This is a genomic window from Paenibacillus thalictri (assembly GCF_004307995.1).
GTDB lineage: Bacteria > Bacillota > Bacilli > Paenibacillales > NBRC-103111 > Paenibacillus_AF > Paenibacillus_AF thalictri.
Genome location: NZ_SIRE01000037.1, coordinates 65,758 through 85,920, shown reverse-complemented (window position 1 = coordinate 85,920; position 20,163 = coordinate 65,758). Strand labels below are relative to the sequence as shown.

The following is a 20,163-nucleotide window of genomic DNA, read 5'->3' as shown; positions in this document are numbered from 1 at the left end:
CCAACTCCGATCATAATAACTAAATTATACCACGAATGAGAGAGTAAATAAGAGAAATATTGAGATATCGTGCTGTTTTATCGTTATTTTAGAAGAAGCATTTTGGGGAATTAATCGACAGTCTCCTGATGTCCGTTAAAAAGGGGGCTTCTAAACATTAGGGGTTACACAACGGTTGATGATGCACAATGGTTGGGGGATGCACAATGAATCGACAGTCTCGCTCAGTTCGTGATCTTCTAAGTCCAGAACGGGGCGCCGCCGTGTATAAAAGAAGCTTGATCATTCCTGTGGCGATACTTGGCACCATTAGCTTCTTATTCTGACAACATTGCTTGCCATCCGCCGCCCGCCGCTGGCAGGCTTTGCCCCGGCTCATCGCCCGCTGCTCCCGCCCGCCGCTGGCAGGCTTTGCCCCCGTTCATCGCCCGCTGCCCGCCGTCGCTGCCCCCCGCCGCTTATCGCCCGCTGCCCGCCGCCCCCGCCCATCGCAAGCTACTCGCCACCCCCCACCCGCAAAGACATTCCGCCGAATTGATGTTTCCAAACAATTCCACATGACTTATAATGAAGGCGAAAACGGATGATGGAGAGGTGACCTATGTTTCAGGTTCTCGTAGCGGAAGACGAAGTATGGATACGTGACGCTATCGCGGAGATGATCGACCGGCTTGCTCCCCAGTTTAACGTAGTGGGTGAAGTCGGCAGCGGCGAGGAGGCGTGGAATTTTATTCAGGAGCATTGGCCGAGCATTGTCGTCACCGATATTATGATGCCGCACCGCAACGGGCTTTGGCTCAGCGAGCAAATTCACCGGATGAGCTTGCCTATCGTCACGATGATCGTAAGCGGTTACGACAACTTCCAGTACGCCAAGCAGGCGATGCGTTACGGAATTACCGAATATTTGCTGAAGCCGCTGGAAGAGGAGGAGCTCCACGATGCGCTGAAGCGGTCCGTTCAAAAGCTGGAGGGCATGGCCGAGCTGCATGAAGGTGTGCACAAAATCCAGCATTTTATCGACCGTCTGCCCGATATGGACAGGCAGACGTTAAACGCCGAGGTGCAAGCGCTGCTTGCTTATATTTACCGGCTCAAGTCCGGTGCGCCGGGCGCGCGCAAAAGCCAGCTCGCCTTGCTGTCCGCCAAATGGAACGAGATGTTCCGCGCGGTTGATCAGGAACATACGTTCCTTCCTTTCACTGAAGAGGATGAGCAGGGAGTGCGCAAATATTTTGCCGATTTGGCGGACGCCTGGCTGCTTCGTTATCCGCAATTCGCCAATCAAAGCGTCAAAGCTTCGATCAAAAAAGTATGCGATTACATCAACGTGCATTATTTTGAAAATTTCTCCTTGACCCGTTTGGCGGACATGAGCCATCTGAGCGTCTCGTATTTCAGCACGCTGTTTAAAAAAACGACAGGCCAAACGTGTCTGAATTACATTAACGGCGTCCGCATCCAGAAAGCGAAAGAACTGCTCCACGAGCCCGATTTGAAAATTTATGAAATCGCCGATATGGTCGGTTACACCTCGCTGCCTTACTTCAACCGCATGTTTAAGCAGATCGTCGCCGTCACTCCGATCGAATACAGAAAGCGACTCGGCTTATGAAAATATGGACGATATTGCAGAGACAGTCGATCAAAACCAAGATGGTGTTGGCCTTCTTAAGCGTCAGTATTTTATCGGTGCTGCTCTCCGGGGTATTTTCCAATCTGTACTACAGCCGGGCGGCGGAGAAAGAGTTCTTCAACGTTTCGAGCGAAGCGATCAACCGTCTCAACTATCATCTTGATTATTATTACAACCAGCTTCAGCAATCGACGCTTTCCTTAATTCAGAATGACGTAGTGCAGGATTGGCTCAGAAGCGAAAGCGATGCCAACGCCGATATTCAGAACGTGGAGAAGGAGCTGCGTCGTTATTTGGCTTTAAATTATTCGGAAATTCAAGGCATGTTTCTCATTTCAAAATCACATAAAGCGGTGTCGATGTCTCAGTCGTTTGCCAAGCCAAGTCTGATTTCTGGCGAACCGTGGATCAAGCTTCCGCTGTCTCCCGTCATCCGGATCATTCCCACACATACGGCCGGCTACGAGGGAGCCGACGGCAGGCAGGTGATTTCGGTGCTGCTGCCTATCTTCGATAAAGAATCGCTGGACTTGATCGGCACGCTGATGATCGACATCTCTTTGCACGAGCTGGACCAATCGTTTAAAAGCTCGCAGCTGGGCGGTTCCGCAACGCTGTTTATTTTGGCCGACGACGACCGCATCGTCTATCATCCGAACGAAGCGTGGAACGGGCTGCCGAAGCAGCAAACCGGACTGGCCACGCTGCAAATTCCCGATCACGAGATGGCATCGCTGCAGCGTTTTCAAGGAACGGATTATTTGATCGCAAGCGCCCGCTCTCAGGTAACGGGGTGGCGTACGGTCTCGCTTGTCCGATTCGACGAGATGGCTGTCGGCATCAGCTCGGCCCGCTTTTCGGTCATACTCGCTTTAGGCGTCATTACGCTGCTTATCGTGATGATCGTACCGCTGTTGTCGAACCGCTTTGTCAATCCGATCTTAAGGCTGATGAGCCTGATGAGGCAGGTCGGCAAAGGAGATTTAAGCGTGCAGACGAAATCCGTGCCCGGGCAAGACGAGCTGCAGCAGCTGTTTTACAGCTTTAACCAGATGGTGCAGCGGCTTGACGAGCTGGTCGCCTCCAATACGAGTTTGCAGTTTAAGGAAATGCAGGCCGAACTGAGGCAAAAGCAAGCGCTGATCAAAGCGCTGCAAAATCAGATCAACCCCCATCTGCTTTACAATACGCTCGGTATTATCAAAAGCATCGCTTATTTGGAGAAGGTGCCTGCGATCGAACGCATGGCCCGCAATTTGGCCGATGTTTACCGGTATACGGCTTATTTTTCGGAGATGGAGGTGTTTCTGAAGGACGAGCTGGAGCAGCTGCGCAAATATTTGGAAATTGTGCATATCCGTTTTCCCAAGCATTTTCAGAGCCAATTTTTCATTAACGAAAAATTTCTGCAGTGCCGCGTCGTCAAGCTGATTCTTCAGCCGATTGTGGAAAATGCCGTGAAATATGCGATTGAGCAGCGGGGCGGGGAAGGCGTGGTCATCGTCAGCGCATACCAAGACAAAGAGGATCTGATCATCGAGGTAGCCGACAACGGGCCGGGGATCGACGAAACAGAGCTGCATCGGATCGAAGGACTGCTGCGGCAAATTTCCGCCAAGCTCGATCAGGACTACGGCGACCACGATTCGCTGGGCATTCCCAACGTGCACGCCAGGCTGGTGCTGAAGTACGGGGGCGAATATGGAGTGAAGATTACGACTTTTGCCGGCAGGGGCACTGTCGTTTCGCTGCGCATTCCTTTGTACCCCGAGCAATACCGGACGACCGGATAAATACGCTCAAAGCTAGGAGTCTGTCCGACGGATTTTCGTGAATATTTATTCATGCTGGTCTATGGAGGGGAAGGGAATGGCATGGAAAGTTTACGTCCGCCTTGAAAACCGTGCTTTTACCGTAAGGTAAATTCAAGAAAAACACGGTTTTCACGAGCGGTGGAATGCCATCCCTTTCCTGGAATAGCCGCACTCATGAATAAATATTCACAGATTTACTTTCGTCGGACAGATTCCTAGTGCTAGCTAAAAAAGCCAAAGGTCGGGCAAAAGTCCCTTTGATTATTGAAAAGAGGGGCCGTAATTCCGGCAAACAAATGAGCTTGCGAAATATTGGTTCGATCTATACCAAAAAGATTGATTCGGAAATCAAAAGATCGGTTGATGTATTCGTTTACATTATCGTTTATGTTGGAGATGTAACGATTCCATGATCCTTAAGGGGGAGAAGAACGAATGGTGAAAACGATGAAGACAGCCATCGCCGCATCGCTTTGTATCGGACTGCTTGCGGGCTGCTCGGGCGGTGCCGCGGATAAGCCGGCCGCAGCGGATAAGCCTGCCGACAGCAAGGCGGCGGCTCCTGCGCCGCAAAACGAGAAAATCAGCATCAACATGATGTCGATCGCTTATGAAGGCGGGGCTTGGGGAGAGAAACACCCGGTCATCGACGAGCTGAACAAGAAGCTGAACATCGATCTGAAAATCCAGTGGGTTCCGTCCGACAACTACGTGGAGAAATTGGGCACGATGGCCGCTTCCAATTCGTTTCCCGATGTATTTCGGATCAACAGCGCGGAATATCTCAAATGGCGGGACAAGGGCGTGTTTCTCGACATAGCGCCAATGTGGAAAAACTATCCGAATCTGGTCAAGGAAATCGACGCGGAGACGCTGGCGATCGGCAATCCGAAAGGCAAAACGTACGGTTTGCCGAACTGGACTCCGGAATACCGGGAAACGCTGCTTATTCGCAAAGATTGGCTGGCGAAGCTGAATCTCAAGCCGCCGACAACGGTCGATGAGCTGTATGAGGTGGCGAAGGCGTTTACGAAAAACGATCCCGACGGCAACGGCAAAGACGATACGATGGGGTATTCGTTTGCCATTGCGAACAACCGCAGTTTTACCCGCGGCGCCGACCCGCTCCGCTTCGCTTTTGGTCTCGCCAACGGCTGGAAGGAAGCGGACGGGGGCATCATTCCGTGGCAGGCGCAGACCAAAGAATTAAAGGACTTCCTGCGTTTTACGAGCAAGATGTACGCCGAAGGGCTGCTGGATAAAGATTTTGCCATCAACAAAGGTCAGGATCCGGACTTCAAATTCGAAGCCAATAAAGTCGGTTTCACCACCGTACCCGGAACCAACATCTACGATTCCGGCCTGCCGAATTTGCAGAAAGTTGTGCCTACCGCCGACGTATTGCAGCTGATGCCGCCGAAGGGACCGACCGGGCTGCAGGGCAATACAACGTATGCGACAACCAACAAGGTGGTCATCAACGCCAAGATCGACAAGAAAAAGCAAGAGCGCATCATGGCTTTGATGGATTATATGGTGACGGACGAAGGCCATAATCTTATCACCTACGGCGTGGAAGGCATTCATTATAAAAAGACAGGCGATAAATACGAGGTGCTTCCCGCTTTTGAAACGGAACGCCCGATGCTGATCAACTTCTGGTTTTTCCACCGTTTTGATCCGTTTAATACGGTTAGACCGTGGGAGGATCAAGAGAAGCCGAAGAAAGTGAAGGCGTTGTTTGAAGAAAACAAAAAATATTTGGTCAAAGACAAAGGCGCGGGCCTGTTCTCGGAAACGTCCACCAAGTCGGGGGCTTCGCTGGATCAGAAGCTGATGAGCGAGATGGTGGCGATCATTATGGGCCAGAAACCGTTGGACGCGATCGACGCGGCCGTGGAAGCGTGGAAGAAAGACGGCGGCAATAAAATTATCGAGGAAATGAACGAGCAATACAAGCTGACCAAATAAGCGGAAACCGCCGGAAGGAAAATGACGGATGAAAGCGATATCTCTCAAAGGGAATGAAGAAAGTGCCCAGGCATCGGCGCGCCGCAGCAGCATGCGCATGTGGAAACGGGGACTGCCTCTGTACCTGATGATTTTTCCCGGCTTGCTTTATTTTATCGTGTTCAAATATGTTCCGATGGCCGGGGTCGTGATCGCGTTCCAGCAGTTCGATCCGTTCGACGGGTTTCTGAACAGCGATTGGGTCGGCCTGGACAATTTCCGCAGGTTGTTTGCGGAACAGGATTTTTACAGGCTGCTGCTCAATACGCTGGCGCTTAGCTTTATGAATTTGGCGCTGTTTTTTCCCGCTCCGATTTTGCTTGCGCTGCTGCTCCATGAAGCAAGAATAGCCTGGTTTCGCAAATTTGTGCAAACGGTGATATATATTCCGCATTTCCTGTCATGGGTTATCGTCGTCAGCTTGACCATCCTGCTGTTTTCCATGCAGGAAGGGGGCATCAACAAGCTGCTGATAAACTGGGGGTTTGCGCCGATCGAACTGCTGACGGACAGCGGATACTTCCGCTTCCTGTTTGTCTCGCAGAGCATCTGGAAGGAAGCCGGCTGGAGCGCCGTAATCTTTTTTGCAGCGCTGGCGACGATCGACCCGACCTTGTACGAAGCGGCGGTTATCGACGGGGCAAGCAGGTTTCGCCAGATGTGGCATATTACGCTGCCGGGACTCAGGACAACGATTGTCATCTTGTTTATTTTGCGGGTCGGTTATTTGATGGACACGAGTTTCGAGCATATTTTACTGATGCAAAATCCGACGAATTTGCAAATATCCGACGTGTTCGACACGTATGTGTACCGGATGGGGATCGTGCAAGGCGACTTCAGCTACACGACGACGGTCGGGCTGTTTAAAGCGGTCATCGGACTGACGCTGATTCTGATCGTCAACCGCATTGCCAAAAAATTCGGCGAGGAAGGGGTCTACTAGCGATGAAAACCCATGATTTCAGAGGCCGCGCTCCCCTGTACCAGACCGTAGTGAACATCCTGCTCGTCGGCGTGCTTATCATTGTGCTGGTCCCGTTTCTGTACGTCGTCTTTGCTTCTTTCGCCACCAAGCAGGAAATTTTGGTGCGCGGCTTCTTCCTGCTGCCGAAGGTGTGGACGACAAACGCTTACGCTTATTTGATGAAAAACCAGAACTTTCTCACCTCCTTCAAAAACTCGGCGATTATTGCCGTATCGGGCACAATGATTAGCATGCTGGTCACTACGCTGATGGCTTACGGTTTGTCCAAGACGTGGCTGAAGGGCCGGAAAGTGCTCAACTTCATGGTGTTGTTTACGATGCTGTTCAGCGGGGGGATCATTCCTTTGTACCTGCTGGTCAGGGGGTTGAATTTGCTCGACTCGTTCTGGGCTTTGTATTTGACCGGGGCGGTCGCGCCGTTTAACTTGATTGTCATCCGCAGCTCGTTTCAGAATTTCCCCGCCGAAATCGAAGAATCGGCCCGGATCGACGGCTGCTCCGAATTCGGTCTGCTGTGGAGAATCGTGCTTCCGCTATCCAAGCCGATTTTGGCGACATTTACGCTGTTTTACACGGTCGATTATTGGAACTCGTATTTCAGCTCGCTGTTGTATTTAACATCGGCCGAGAAGATGCCGCTGCAGGTGTTTCTCCGTCAAATGCTCATCCAGCCGAGCGAAAATATGGGGCCGACGGTCGAAGGTTTGGAGTTCAGTCCGGCGGTTCGCATGGCGGCGGTTGTGTTCACGGCGATTCCGCTGCTGATCGTTTATCCGTTTTTGCAAAAATATTTTAACCAAGGCATGCTGCTCGGTTCGGTCAAAGGGTAAACGGGCGCAATGCAGAGGGCCGGGGGGCGGCCGCCAGCTAGCAGTCTGTCCGACGGATGAACAAATATTCACGGATTTGCTTTCGTCGGACAGACTCCTGGGCGGCGACGGGACGTACGTTCGGGCGTCGCAAGTGCAATGGAGCCGTACCCCGCCGTTTTTACGCATCAATCCAACATAAAGGAGACATTGAATCATGGAAAAAAACGTGCTTGGCACTAATGTAATTGCGCAAATCGGCATATTGGTTCACGACATTGAGAAAACATCCCAGGCGTACGCCGACTTTTTCGGCGTGGAAAATCCCGGCTGGTCGATCACGGCGGCGGTGGAAAGCGCACAAACGCAATACCGCGGGGAGCGGACGGAAGCGAGAGCGAAGCTGGCTTTTTTCAAAATGGGCTCGCTGCAACTGGAGCTGATCGAACCCGACGAGCATCCCAGCACGTGGCGGGAGTATTTGGATGAGCACGGCGAAGGGCCGCATCATATCGCGTTCCGCATCGAAGGGATGAAAGATAAGGTGGCGGCGCTGGAAGGCGGCGGTATGCCGCTGCTGCAAAAAGGAGAATACACGGGCGGCAGGTACGCGTACATCGATACGATGGAAACGCTGAAGGTCATTGTCGAGCTGCTCGAAAGCGATAAGAAGTGAGGGACCGCCCGATGGAGCATATCGAAAATTGCAATTTGGTGAAAATCGGCATCGTCGTGGACGATATTGAGCAGGCGGCAAAGCGGTATGCCGAACTGTTCGGCATTGAACCGCCGACCGTTCGCGTACCCGATCCGAACCGTGAACCGCAGCATACGGAAGCCGGTTATACGTGGTACCGCGGCAAATTTGTGCCCGGCCGCGTCAAACTCTCGAATTTGCGCATGGGCGCCGTGACGGTGGAACTGCTGGAAGCGTGCGACGAGCCGGGCCCGTGGAACGAATTCAAACAGCGGTATGGGCAAGGCGTGCATTTTATTACGTTTACGGTGCCGGGTTTTGAACGGCATATCGATTTGATGGAGCGCATGGGATACCCATTGGCTCATAAAGGCGAATACGGAAAAGGAAGATACAGCTATTTTGATACGCTGGCGCAGCTCGGCGTGACGCTTGGCCTGCAGGAGTTGGGCGAGCCGCTGGATACGCCGGTGATGCCGGCGGAGATGGAGCCGCTGCCGGATGGGTTAGTCATGCCAAAGGAGGTTAAGCCCATATGAATATCGTCATTACAGGAGCAAACCGCGGTTTGGGTTACGAATTGACGGCGGAGGCCGTGCAGCGGGGCTTTCGGGTCATTGCAGCCATTCGCGCGTCCGCGCTGGAGGGCCGGCTGCTCGAGCTGAGCGGCCGGTTCCCCGGCCAAATCGAAGCCGCCGAGCTGGACGTATGCGACGAAGCGTCGGTCGAGCGGCTGGCGGCCAAGCTGAAGGCGGAAGGCCGGACCGTCGATGCGCTCATCAACAACGCCGCGATTTTGCTGAGCCGAGGCGTCGCTTTGGAGGAGCTGGCGATGGACGACGTCATCCGCAGTTTTGAGGTGAATGTGTTCGGACCGATCCGGGTCGTTAAACATCTGCTGCCGTTGATGTCGGAAGCCGGTCCGCGGGCGATTGTCAACATTTCATCGGAGGCCGGCGCTTTGTCCAACGCTTACGGCGGCGATTACTCTTACGCTTTGACCAAGTCGGCGCTTAACATGTTCTCTAAGCAGGTCAAGAAATACGTCGTAAAAAGGGGCATCCGCGTCTACGCGCTGCATCCGGGATGGATCCGCACTGACATGGGCGGAGAGAAAGCTCCTGGCGATCCTGTCGACAGCGCGCGCGGCATTATGGATATTGTAGATGCGACCAAGGAGATTTACGGCGATCCCTTTTTCGTAAATATAAAAGGCGAGCCGATGCCGAGCTAATGACGCCAAGTTAGATAAGGAGGCAAACGAAATGAAAACCGTGTACGCGCTGGTCGGCGATTATTATCATGCCGAAGACAACATCCGGCACAGCCTGGAGCTGGCCTTGCAGCCGCTGACGGATCGCGGGGGCTTGAAGCTGGAGTACATTTCGACCGATGCGCTCGTAAGCAGTCTTGAGCTGAAGCCGGCTGCGGTTGTTCTGTTTAAGGAGGACCGGGTTAATCCCAAAGAGGGAGAGACCCGCTGGCTGACGGAAGCCGTATCGGATGCGATAACCGCTTATGTGGAAGCGGGAGGAGGGTTCGTAACATGGCATTCGGGATTAGCCTCTTACCCGCCTGAATCTTCGTTTATCCGCATGCTGCGGGGATATTTCGAATATCATCCGGCGAAACACCAGACGGTCAGCTACCGGGGCGAATTGCCGGGAAGTGAATCTCAGGCCGTTTCGTTTGACCTGCTGGACGAACATTATTTTGTGAATTGCGACGAAGCGAATACCGAGGTGTTCCTCCGATCCGAGTCGGTGGACGGAGTGTCGATCGCCGGCTGGAGGCACAGCTTCGGGCAAGGACGGATTTGCTGCCTCACCCCGGCGCACAACAAGGAGGGGCTGCTGGACAGCGACATGCTGGAGATGGTCCGCAGCTGCGTGCTGGACGTTTGCGGAGCGGGGGAAGAGGAGTAGGGCTTGATCGAGCCGATGTCGGATGAGCAGCTAGTTGCACGAAGAGATGGTGTCTGAATAGATTGTCGCTGTTTAATGAGCTAGCGGTTTCCGCTAGCTCTATTAATTGTTATATAAATAAGGCGCGACTATAACAAAGCTTCGACTTGATCTATTAATATTTTAGGATCTTTAACTGTATCAAGAATAAGTTCGCCCAGCACATGCTCCATTTTAACGTTTCTATAATGCTCTTTAAGTTCGGATAAGTTGGTAATCAACTGATTGGGCAACGGATTGAGGCTGCGGAATGCCAGTCTTTTTGACCAAATCGATTCATCGCTGCATGTACAATAAATGGTTATGAAGGTTGCACCTTTTTCCTCAATCCAGTTTTTTAATCTCAGCACATCATCAATTTGATTTAACCCATAATCAAGTATGATTGTGGCCGAGGAATCAATAACTGTTTGCAAAAAACGATAAAGAAAATCAAAACATATTCGATTTCTCTGCCCATGTTCGGCAACAAATTCAGCAACCGAATCATAAATATCATCCTTGTGCAAAACAGGGACGCTGATTCTTTTGCCTAATTCGTTTGACAATGTTGATTTTCCAGTTCCGGACATTCCCCTAAATAAAATAATTTTAGACATATGACCACCGCTCTGATTTTACTTTATTACATGTGAGCCATAGGCCAAGGCAAATATACTCCCCCCACCTAAGCTTTTTATGACGATTTTACCATATTAAGGAATGGGCTTTGAACCCGACTTATTTTCATTTCATTTGCTAAAGTCCAACTTCATAGTCCATGAAGTTCCCGATACACCATAATATTTAAATCCCAGATGATTATATAATCGAAGGGCTCCTGCATTTTCCGGGTCAACACTTAAAGAGAGCGCTTTGTACCCATCCAGTTGAGCTTGATGAATTGCAGCATCCATCAATATTCTCCCTATCCCTTGGGCCCGGTATTCGGGTAGAACGGCTATCCCTAGTTCAGGTGTATGATCGTCCACAAATCCATAACCTTGATTGTTTTCATCAAACAATCGGTACCATACCGCTCCTACAGGATGATTTTCTTTAAGTGCTATAAATACCTTATCGCCTTTTCTTCCCCATCCTTCGTTGTATTTCTTAATATTCGAAGCATTTAAAAGTTCATCTTTAGGCGGCTTATTCTGCAAAATATAGATGGACTCATACTGCATATCCATAAAGAAATCATATTCATGCTCTTCCATTGTTCTAACGGTTATGTTTACCATTCAATCACCTTTCTTAATATGCGCCAAGTGTCTTTGAGGGGGTTATGAACTCCTTATTACATGTATACTTCCGATGATTGGTTAAACATGCGCTTATCTTAATCCAGGCACTGCAAAAGGACTTCACGTACGCTGCCGGGAAAGGGTGCGATGTTCGCTTGGCGTCGCGCCGGTCCATCTTTTAAATTGCCGGCTGAAGTGGGCATTTGTTTTGTAGCCTAGCATCATCGCGATATGATCGACGGTCAGATCGGTTTGATGGAGCAGCCGTTTGGCTTCGTTCAGCAGCGTTTCGGACATGAAGGCGCGGGGCGCTTTGCCGTAAACGTCGCGGAACACACGGTTGACCTGCGACGGGCTCATTTTGACCGCTTTGGCGATGTCGTGAATCCACGTTTTCTGCTGGTCGGGTACTTGGTCGTGGTACAAGATGAACCTTACGGAGTCTTCGATCATCTCGGCGATACGCAGGGCGATCGTTTCTTTGCGGGATAACGAAGCGGAATCATGGAGCGATAACTGCTCCACCAAGGAACCGAGCAGTTCAAAAACGGCGGCATGCACCTTCATTCGTTTGGAGGCAGTCAGCGACTTGTGCAAATGCTCTACGGCCAGATCGTACAGTGCCGTTAATGCGGGTGACAGCCCGCCGACCAGCGGCGAGTAAGCTGGATAATAGACATCTTGGTACCGCTCCAATTCCTTGGAAAACGCCGTGTCATATACGCTGAAATGGACTGAAAAATAAGTGAACCCTTGCGGGCCGGCGTTTTTGCAAGAATGGGTAACTCCGGGACGGATGAACAGCAAGTCGCCCTTTTGCTGATGATAAGTTTCCCCGTTAATAATCATATCCATCTCTCCGTCCACAACCCAATGAAGCTCGTACATCGGATGTTCATGGGAACGGTAGGTCCAATGGGCATCCACCTTGCGGACGTGCAGCCCCATTAATTGAAAAGCTACACGCACGTCGGGAAGGCGGCCTAAATCAACTTGTCCGGCAGTATTAGACATGGGAGTACCCCCTTGCTCACTGGAAATGTGTATTTATTATAGCGCTTTCTTGAGCGGAAAGATATGCGCGAAATGGGTAAACGTTTTTGCAGGTTAGAGCATCGCCACCGGCCCGGAAAAGGTGGTATGGTAGCAGTACAGGCTGAGGCATGCAAATTGCAGAAATATGCGGATATCGGTAAGAAAGCAAGCCGAAATCGCGTATATTCGGCTAACCAGGAAGGCGAGTATTTTCATGTCGACGGCCAGGTCGGATATCCGTTTGTTGGCGAGTTTATCTTGGATTGCCTGAACGGCACGGAACAACACGAGACTGCTGAAAAAATGCTTGCTCGTACAAATCATTGGATAAGCACTCGCAACATGCACAGCCACTAAAGAGTGACAGTTGTATGTGCGAGTCCTTCTTTCGTTCAATGTGCTGCTTTTTCAGAGCCATGGACAAAAATATATATAACAATGCCAGCTCCGCAGTTACGCGGGGCCGGTGTTCTTTTAAGGGAGAGAAGCAGCTGCCCGCAAAAATCATGGCGTCTTGCTTACGGCTTAAAAATTGTCCTACGGACGGGTTGCTTAAGCAAGCGGATTAGCAGACCAGCTGACTAAGGGATGGGCATGGGGTGAAGAAGCGATAGCGTCCGCTTTTAAAATCATGGCCCGACCTCTTTAATCCAATTCAAGGGGCATGATTTTAATTGGCGGTCGGAACCCTAGGCTTATCCCCGGATAACGCGCCAAAAGTAACTCAGCGGCAATGTCTTAACGGTTTTAAAAACTCACAGCCGCCTTACGACGGCGGCTCCAAGACGCAGCCCCTGCAATCCTCGTCGGAGCTTGGCTTCGCAAAGCCGGGTTTGGATACGTAATTCGCAGATTCTGAACGCGCGTTTATTTTGCGGTACTGCCCCGGCGGCATGCCGGTTATTTTTTTAAACGTGCGGGTAAAGCTTTGGGCATTGCTGTAATAAAGCCGTTTGGCGATTTCGTCGACGCCGATGTCGGTTTCGCGGAGCCACAGCTTGCTTTGTTCGATTCTTTCCAGCAGCAGCAGCTCCGTAAAGGTCGTTTCGTACACTTCCTTTAATGCGTGCTTGGCTACGGAAACTGGAATGCCCAACGGCTTGCAACAGTCTTCCAGCCGGATGTCCTCCTGCAGCCGGGAGGCGAGATGGGCTTTGATTTTGTTCGCCGCCTGTTCCATCTGCAGCTGGTATTCGGCCGTCAGCAGGGCAATCAAGCTTTCTGCCTGCTGCTGCAGCGAACCCAGCCATTCATCCAGCGTAGACAGCTCCAGCAGCCTGCTAAGTGCGGGCGTGTCCGGCGGGGCGCTCAGATCGGCGGAGATTTCCCGATAGACGGACAACGTCAGGTCGACTAGCGCATGCTGCAATTTCCGGTAATCCCCTTCCGGGGCGAGCCGGCGCAGACGTTGCAGCGCTTGGGCGGTTTCCCCGATATCCCGGGAGCGGATGCTTTCGATAAAGTCGCGTTCAATACGGCGCACCTCGTCGGAAGACAACACGTTGGTTTTGGCGTTGGAAGGCTCCTCGTAGTACATAATTTGATTTGTTCCGGAAGCAAATTTCTGTTTTAAAACTTCAAGCGCTTGGGCGGAGGCGAGATGCAGATGTTTGGTTCCATGCTTTGGCCTGCTTACGCCAATCGTCACGGTGACGGGAAAATTATCGGATATGAAATGGTGAATGGTTTGCAGGTTCTGGTTGACCTGCTCCTGAAAACGCCGCTCTCCCAGTTCTTTCGGTTCTTCCGAGTCGGGGAGATAAAAGATGCCCAGCAGCTTTCCGTCGTTCAGCTTCACGGCAAGCCCCTTGTCCCCCAGCACTTCGCGAATGACACAAGCAACCCCGTAACCGAAATAAAACAGATCCCATTCGGAATACGTTTCTTTCAGCTGATTATAGTAGTCGATTTCCACGGCAAAACAACAATACGCCGTTTCGTCGTTTAAGGGCAAGCCAAGCTGGTCGCCGAGATCTTTACTGGCAATCACACCGGTTTCCAGCGCCTTGCGCACATAAGCTTCCTTCGCTTCGGGAAGCATTTCCTGCAGCCGGTGTTTGAGCTGATAGACGTGGGAGTAGATTTTTTCGAATTCATCCGTGGACCGTTTACCCGTCGTTTTGGCTCCTGAGCTGTCATCAATCAGCCTGATGATCTTGCTCCAACCGCGGAAAAACCAATGATTGCTAGCCATAACCGCCAGGATGGCGAGCACGACGGCTGCGGCTAACACGATCAGCGTCATATTGCGCAAGGCGATAATTTTGCTCAGGAATTGCTTATCGGGAACGGCCAGGCCAAAAATCCATCCGGTCATCGATGACGAAACACATGTAATCAGCATGCCGTTTTTGCTGTAGGTACGGTTCTGCTCGGCGGACAGCGACGTAATCTCCCGGTCATGGGCCAAATTGCGGGTGATGTCTTCAATGCCGGCAAACGTGCCTTTCCCGATCGGAGTTCCTTTTTTATCCATAATAAATGCAGTGCCAATCGTAGATTTATTGTCATCCGTTATGCCCAAATAATCGTAGAACAACTTCGAGTTCACATGAAACAGCAAATAATACGAAGGCCCGCTTATAAAAATCGGCAGCTTGCGGATGTACACATAAGTGGAAGCGCCGTCCGTGTTTTTCGTCAAAAATGCATAATCCGTATTGAGCAACGCGAATTCGTCAAGCAAGGACTGGTACCCCATATTATAGTCGCCAAGCGTCGGCTGCGACGAATATTGCACTTCGGTCAGCGGATCGTACAACACTACGTTGTCAACGTAGTCCAGCGAAGCATGAATGCGTACAAGCAGCTGCACAAGCGAAAACATCTCCAGCTGGTTCACTTTCCGGTCGGCAGGCTGATTGAGCCATTTCTCGAAATCGGGGATCTTCTCCATTTGAACGGCAGATTGGTTTAATTTGGTGAAATAATTTTCAAAGTTGCCTCTCGTCGATTTCAAGGACATCAAGTGAGCGTTTTCAATTTGGCTGCGGATGATATCGGAGGCTTGGGTGAAAATAATCAGTCCGATGAGCACAACGCTGAGGGACGTAAGTAAAATGTTCGCTACGGCAATTTGCATCTTTTTGGACATGACAAACATGAGCTCACTCCCCGGCATGGACATTCAATCCATATTATACCATGCGAAGCAGGGAACAGGGTAATGCCGGAGGCGGCAAAAGGCTGCATTTCGGCTTAACAATTCGTGTGAATTCGGGGAAACGGGAAAATGGTAAGTGTAACAAAAGCGCGAAACCGGCGAAAATACAATTTGTAAATTGCGGAAAAAAGCACAAAGGCTCACAATAGCATTATAACGAGCTGGCCTATGGTTTATCACGCTTAATCTCGCGTTCTATATAATAGTCACGCCCTATATGGCTGGCAATTGGACGAGCTCAATATGTGCAGAAGAGAGGGGCCTCCTATTCATGTATCGATCAAAACGAAGCAAAGTTCCTTTGCTTGCCGGCGTTTGTGCGTTGATGGCGGTTTCCGCCGCCTGCTCCGACAAGCAGGAAGGCACGGGAGCAGCGCAAGAGGCTGCTGCAAACGCACGGGAAGGTCCGGTTAATTTGAGCTTGGCTTATTATACCGGCTGGAATACGCCAAGCATCGCGCGTGAAGATAATCCTTCATTAAAATATGTGGAAGACAAGCTGGGAATCCGCATGAAACTGACCGCAGCGACACCGGAAATTTATAAAGAGAAACTCAAGGTGATGGTGGCTTCGGGCGATGTGCCGGATGCCTTTGCTTGGACCGATATGGACGATTTTATCGTCAAGATGATCAAGTCCGGGGTCGTCGTTCCGCTGGACAAATACGTCGATGAGTACCCGAATTTAAAAAAGGAAAAACCGCTGTTTTTGACCAAATACCAGGGGAGTATTTATGGGCTGACGAGCGTGCGCAACCCGGTCGCTTCGCAGGATATTCCGCTGATTCGCCAGGACTGGCTGGACAATCTTGGGCTGAAGGCCCCGCAAACGTTAGACGAGTTATATGAGGTAGCTAAGGCGTTCACCAAAAACGACCCGGACAAAAACGGCAAAAACGATACATACGGTCTGCAGCTCGGCAATATGTCGGCCGGCATATCGATCCGCGGGACGACTGGGGTCACCCAAGCGCTTGGCCTTAAGCACTTCTGGGTGAAGGAAGGCGACAAGGTCATCCCCCGCTTCGAAACGACGGCGTTTAAGCAATATTTGGCCTGGATGAGCAAGGCGTTCGCCGAAGGGCTGATCGACCCCGATTTCGCCGTATCCGACGGGCCGACGGCTGACTCCAAGCTGTTCCGCAAAGGACAGGCGGGTATCATGTTTAACTTCATGACGCGGATTTACGACTTCGAAAACAACTTTCAGAAGACGAATCCGGGAGCCAAGCTGGTGCCGCTTGAGGCAATCAAGGGCCCGAACGGAGACCGGGGCATCACCGCGCGTGTTGACCGGGGCGGCATTTTTATCTCAAAAAAAGCGGCCGACGATCCGAAAAAAATCAAAAAAATTATGGAATGGCTGGATTACGGGGCAAGTGCGGAAGGCGGAATCTTCTGGAATTACGGTGTGGAAGGCGTTCATTACAAAAGGTCGGCGGACGGCAAAATCGAACCGGATACGAAAATATTCGAACGCGATATGCCGCGTACCTTTACATTCACGCTGCCGGTGCAGTCGATCGACGAGCTGTATATTTTTCCGCAAAACACAAAAGAAGCGCAGGACATCGTCGTCAAAGGTCATAAAATGAACGAACCGTACCTGGTGATGGATGAAACGCAGCTGCTGTTCTCGCCGACTTATGCCAAATATTCCGCCGAAGCGGAGAAATTTATTCAAGACAATACGGTGAAGGCGATTATGGGCCAACTGCAAGTGAGCCAGTGGGATTCGGTTGTGAAAAACTGGTACGACCGATTTGAAGGCGAGAAGATTGTCAAAGAAATTGCCGAAGCGATGAAAAAATGACGTAAAGCGCACGACGGGGCGGATGAATCGAAGGCAAAGCGGAGTCTGCCCCGCTGGATGCACGGAAGCAAGGAGCTGGTAGCGTACAGCATGGTGGCGGCAGTGTGGAAAAGATGGAGAATGGATAAATACTTGTATATGATGGCGTTTCCCGGCATGTTTTATTTTGCTATATTCCATTATTTACCAATGTGGGGTGTTGCCATCGCATTCCAGGATTACGATCCGTTCCAAGGCGTCGCGCGCAGCGAATGGGTAGGCATGGAGCATTTTGCCCGCTTGTTTAGGCATCCTGATTTTTGGCTTATTTTACGCAATACGCTGGTGATCAGCTTCCTGAATATTGTGTTTTTCTTTCCGGCGCCGATTGTACTGGCTTTGCTGCTTAACGAAATCCGGGCGGCTTTGTTTAAAAAGACGATTCAAACCGTGTTGTATTTACCTCATTTTGTATCTTGGGTTGTCATCTGCTCGCTGACGATCGCTTTGATGAACTCCGAAGGGCTGATCACGCAGCTGGTTCATGCGATAGGGTATCCGAAGCTGCAACTGCTGATGGACAAATCGCTGTTTTGGGGTATCGTCACCGTGCAAAGTATTTGGAAGGACGCAGGCTGGGGAACGATTTTGTTTCTGGCGGCGTTGGCCGGTATCAGCCCCGAACTGTACGAGTCGGCCAAGGTGGACGGGGCCACCCGGTGGCAGATGATGCGGTACATCACGATTCCGTGTTTGATGAACACGATTGTTATTTTATTGATTTTGCGGCTGGGGCAGGTGCTTAACATCTCGTTTGACCAGTTGTACATCATGGGCAATCCGCTGGTGAAGGAGGTGGCCGAAGTATTCGATACTTACGTGTATCAGGCCGGGGTACTGCAGGGCAACTTCAGCTACGCGACGGCGATCGGTATTTTTAAATCGGGAGTTGGTTTTCTGCTGATCCTTGTTGCAAATTATATTTCCAAAAAAACAAGCGAGCATTATTTGTTCTGACGCAAAGGAGGAAGGGGATGCGACGGACCAGTCCCGCCGGCATCACGTTTGATGTTTTGAATTATGCGGGGCTTGCGCTGCTGGCTCTGCTCATGATATTTCCGTTCTGGAACGTGCTGGTCAGCTCGCTGACGGCGCCGCATCTGGTGCAGGAGGGCGGCATGATGCTGTGGCCCAAGGAGATTACCCTAATTGCTTTCAAGACGATTGTAAGCACGCCGAATTTCGTCAAAGTATTCCAGAACACGGTATTTATTACCGTGGTCGGCACCTTGCTCAGCATGCTGTTGTCGGTGATGCTGGCGTATGCGCTGTCCAAGAAAAGACTCGCCGGAGCGGGGCTGATGGTATTTGCCGTGTTTTTTACGATGATGTTTCATGGCGGCATTATCCCGTCTTATCTGCTGGTCAAAAACCTCGGCCTGATCAATTCGCTCTGGTCGCTGATCGTGCCAAACGCAATCAACGCTTTTAACATCATGATCCTGATCAGCTTTTTCCGCACGTTGCCCGAGGAGCTGGAAGATTCGGCGCGTATTGACGGCTGCAACGACTTCGGCATTTTATTCCTCATCATGGCGCCGATTTCGATGCCGATTTTGGCGACGCTGACGTTGTTTTACGCGGTGGCGCAGTGGAACATGTTTTTTCAGGCCGTTATGTATATTTCCAACCCGAGCAACTACACGCTGCAAGTTCTGCTTAGGCAGCTGCTAATCGTGCTGACCTCGGACGCCGTAGCTGCTTCGCTCAGCGAAGATGCTCCGCGCATCGGAGTGACGGTCAAGCTGGCGATGATTGTTGTGTCGAGCGTGCCGATCCTGCTGGTGTATCCATTTTTGCAAAAGCATTTTGCCAAAGGCATTATGCTCGGTTCGATCAAAGGGTGAGTCTTATATCTTTATTTAAAGGCGGTGTAAGTTTGGAAAAACAAACATCATTCTGCATTATCGGCGGCGGCGGCTTTCGGGCGCAATATTATTTGCGGATCGCGGCGGCGCTGCCCGAACGATTTCAAGTGTGCGGCATGGTCGTCCGCGACGAAACGAAAGGCCGTGCGATGGAGCGGCAGTGGAACGTGCGCACGTACCGGACGCTGGAGCAGCTGCTTCAGCATGAGCACCCGGATTTTGCCGTTGTGTCCGTCAGCTGGGCGGCTTGCCAGTACTATTTGCTTGAGCTGGCGGAGCGAGGCATTCCGGCTTTGGCGGAGACGCCTCCGGCGCCCGATCTCGCAGGTTTGCGCATGCTGCACGAAAAGCTGACCGAGAGAGGCGCAAGAGTTCAGGTGGCCGAACAATATCATCTTCATCCGATTCAATTGGCCAGAGCTGCGGTCATCCAGGATGGCGCAATAGGCGCTGTTAATCAAGCGACCGTATCCATCTCGCATCTGTATCATGGCGTCAGCCTGATCCGCAAAATGCTGGGCGTTACATTCGAAGACCTGACGATCAAAGCGATGAGTTTTGAATCCGATTGGGTGGCCGGTCCTACCCGCAGCGGCCCGCCGGCCGAAGAAAATATCATCAGGTCGCGACGCGATTTGGCTTGGCTTGATTTTGGCGGCAAACTTGGCATTTACGATTTTACGAAAGACCAGCACCGTTCATGGATTCGTTCCAATCATCTGTCCGTCAGAGGGGAACGCGGGGAAATATTCGACGACCGGCTCAGCTTGCTGAAAGATTTCCGTACGCCGCTGCACCTGCAGTTTAAGCGGATTAACAAGGGCGAGCTGGAAAACCAGGAGGGTTACTTCTTGCAGGGTATTATTGTCGGGGAACGCTGGATGTACGAGAATCCGTTTGCTCCCGCCAGATTGTACGACGATGAAATTGCGATCGCGCATTGTTTGCAGAACATGGCCGTTTATGCGGCGGGCGGGCCCGGCTTTTACAGCTTGGCGGAAGCTTCCCAAGACCACTACATAGGGATGTTGATCGAGCAGGCGATTCAATCGGGTGAAACCGTCGTATCGGAGCGGCAGCCATGGGCGGGTGAGACCTAAA

18 protein-coding genes are annotated in these 20,163 nt (G+C 51.3%); 14 read left to right on the top strand and 4 right to left on the bottom strand.

Annotated elements, in window-relative coordinates:
- Positions 1–601 precede the first annotated feature (601 nt).
- The 9 genes from EYB31_RS35770 to EYB31_RS35730 all read left to right on the top strand — a co-directional run bounded on the left by EYB31_RS35770 (position 602) and on the right by EYB31_RS35730 (position 9,879).
- Positions 602–1,615 carry a response regulator transcription factor gene (locus EYB31_RS35770; protein WP_131018369.1) on the top strand — a complete coding sequence of 338 codons (1,014 nt, stop codon included), beginning with the start codon at positions 602–604 and terminating at the stop codon, positions 1,613–1,615.
- Complete coding sequence (locus tag EYB31_RS35765) at positions 1,612–3,429, top strand: cache domain-containing sensor histidine kinase (protein WP_131018368.1); 1,818 nt, start codon at positions 1,612–1,614, stop codon at positions 3,427–3,429. Before EYB31_RS35770 ends, EYB31_RS35765 begins: the two co-directional genes overlap by 4 nt.
- A 456-nt stretch (positions 3,430–3,885) precedes the next feature.
- Positions 3,886–5,421 carry an extracellular solute-binding protein gene (locus EYB31_RS35760; RefSeq protein WP_131018367.1) on the top strand — a complete coding sequence of 512 codons (1,536 nt, stop codon included), beginning with the start codon at positions 3,886–3,888 and terminating at the stop codon, positions 5,419–5,421.
- Positions 5,422–5,449: 28 nt separating this feature from the next.
- The gene (locus tag EYB31_RS35755) at positions 5,450–6,406 is read left to right on the top strand and encodes an ABC transporter permease (RefSeq protein ID WP_131018366.1); all 957 of its coding nucleotides are present in this window, start codon (positions 5,450–5,452) and stop codon (positions 6,404–6,406) included.
- Between the two features lie 2 nt (positions 6,407–6,408).
- On the top strand, positions 6,409–7,278 hold the full coding sequence (locus tag EYB31_RS35750; protein WP_131018365.1) for a carbohydrate ABC transporter permease: 870 nt from the start codon (positions 6,409–6,411) through the stop codon (positions 7,276–7,278).
- Between the two features lie 196 nt (positions 7,279–7,474).
- Positions 7,475–7,933: a VOC family protein gene (locus tag EYB31_RS35745; protein ID WP_131018364.1), complete on the top strand. Its 459-nt coding sequence runs from the start codon at positions 7,475–7,477 to the stop codon at positions 7,931–7,933.
- Between the two features lie 11 nt (positions 7,934–7,944).
- Positions 7,945–8,493: a VOC family protein gene (locus EYB31_RS35740; protein ID WP_131018363.1), complete on the top strand. Its 549-nt coding sequence runs from the start codon at positions 7,945–7,947 to the stop codon at positions 8,491–8,493.
- Positions 8,490–9,188, top strand: a complete 699-nt coding sequence (locus EYB31_RS35735; protein ID WP_131018362.1) for an SDR family oxidoreductase — start codon at positions 8,490–8,492, stop codon at positions 9,186–9,188. Before EYB31_RS35740 ends, EYB31_RS35735 begins: the two co-directional genes overlap by 4 nt.
- 31 nt (positions 9,189–9,219) lie before the next feature.
- The gene (locus tag EYB31_RS35730) at positions 9,220–9,879 is read left to right on the top strand and encodes a ThuA domain-containing protein (protein ID WP_131018361.1); all 660 of its coding nucleotides are present in this window, start codon (positions 9,220–9,222) and stop codon (positions 9,877–9,879) included.
- Positions 9,880–10,007: 128 nt separating this feature from the next.
- On the opposite strand, the gene EYB31_RS35725 is transcribed toward EYB31_RS35730, so the two are convergent.
- The 3 genes from EYB31_RS35725 to EYB31_RS35715 form a co-directional block, all read right to left on the bottom strand.
- Entirely contained in the window at positions 10,008–10,517 is a 510-nt protein-coding gene (locus tag EYB31_RS35725) for a P-loop nucleotide/nucleoside kinase family protein (protein WP_131018360.1), read from the bottom strand.
- A gap of 132 nt (positions 10,518–10,649) precedes the next feature.
- Positions 10,650–11,117 (bottom strand): GNAT family N-acetyltransferase, encoded by a 468-nt coding sequence (locus EYB31_RS35720; protein ID WP_240763183.1) that lies wholly within the window; start codon positions 11,115–11,117, stop codon positions 10,650–10,652.
- Positions 11,118–11,264: 147 nt separating this feature from the next.
- A complete protein-coding gene (locus tag EYB31_RS35715; RefSeq protein WP_131018358.1) occupies positions 11,265–12,158 on the bottom strand; it encodes a helix-turn-helix domain-containing protein in 894 nt (297 codons plus the stop codon).
- Between the two features lie 72 nt (positions 12,159–12,230).
- On the opposite strand from EYB31_RS35715, the gene EYB31_RS35710 reads away from it, so the two are divergent.
- Positions 12,231–12,536, top strand: coding sequence for a hypothetical protein (locus EYB31_RS35710; protein ID WP_131018357.1), 306 nt, complete (start codon positions 12,231–12,233; stop codon positions 12,534–12,536).
- Positions 12,537–12,945: 409 nt separating this feature from the next.
- Here the strand turns inward: EYB31_RS35710 and EYB31_RS35705 are convergent, their stop codons facing one another.
- Positions 12,946–15,282: a helix-turn-helix domain-containing protein gene (locus EYB31_RS35705; protein ID WP_165452794.1), complete on the bottom strand. Its 2,337-nt coding sequence runs from the start codon at positions 15,280–15,282 to the stop codon at positions 12,946–12,948.
- Between the two features lie 331 nt (positions 15,283–15,613).
- Here EYB31_RS35705 and EYB31_RS35700 point away from each other — a divergent pair, with 331 nt between their 5' ends.
- The 4 genes from EYB31_RS35700 to EYB31_RS35685 are packed head-to-tail and all read left to right on the top strand — an operon-like array spanning position 15,614 to position 20,162.
- A complete protein-coding gene (locus tag EYB31_RS35700) occupies positions 15,614–17,155 on the top strand; it encodes an extracellular solute-binding protein (protein WP_165452793.1) in 1,542 nt (513 codons plus the stop codon).
- 57 nt (positions 17,156–17,212) lie between these two features.
- A complete protein-coding gene (locus EYB31_RS35695; protein ID WP_240763182.1) occupies positions 17,213–18,151 on the top strand; it encodes an ABC transporter permease in 939 nt (312 codons plus the stop codon).
- A 17-nt stretch (positions 18,152–18,168) separates the two neighbouring features.
- Complete coding sequence (locus EYB31_RS35690) at positions 18,169–19,041, top strand: carbohydrate ABC transporter permease (protein WP_131018354.1); 873 nt, start codon at positions 18,169–18,171, stop codon at positions 19,039–19,041.
- A 32-nt stretch (positions 19,042–19,073) separates the two neighbouring features.
- The gene (locus tag EYB31_RS35685) at positions 19,074–20,162 is read left to right on the top strand and encodes a Gfo/Idh/MocA family protein (RefSeq protein ID WP_131018353.1); all 1,089 of its coding nucleotides are present in this window, start codon (positions 19,074–19,076) and stop codon (positions 20,160–20,162) included.
- Position 20,163 lies beyond the last annotated feature (1 nt).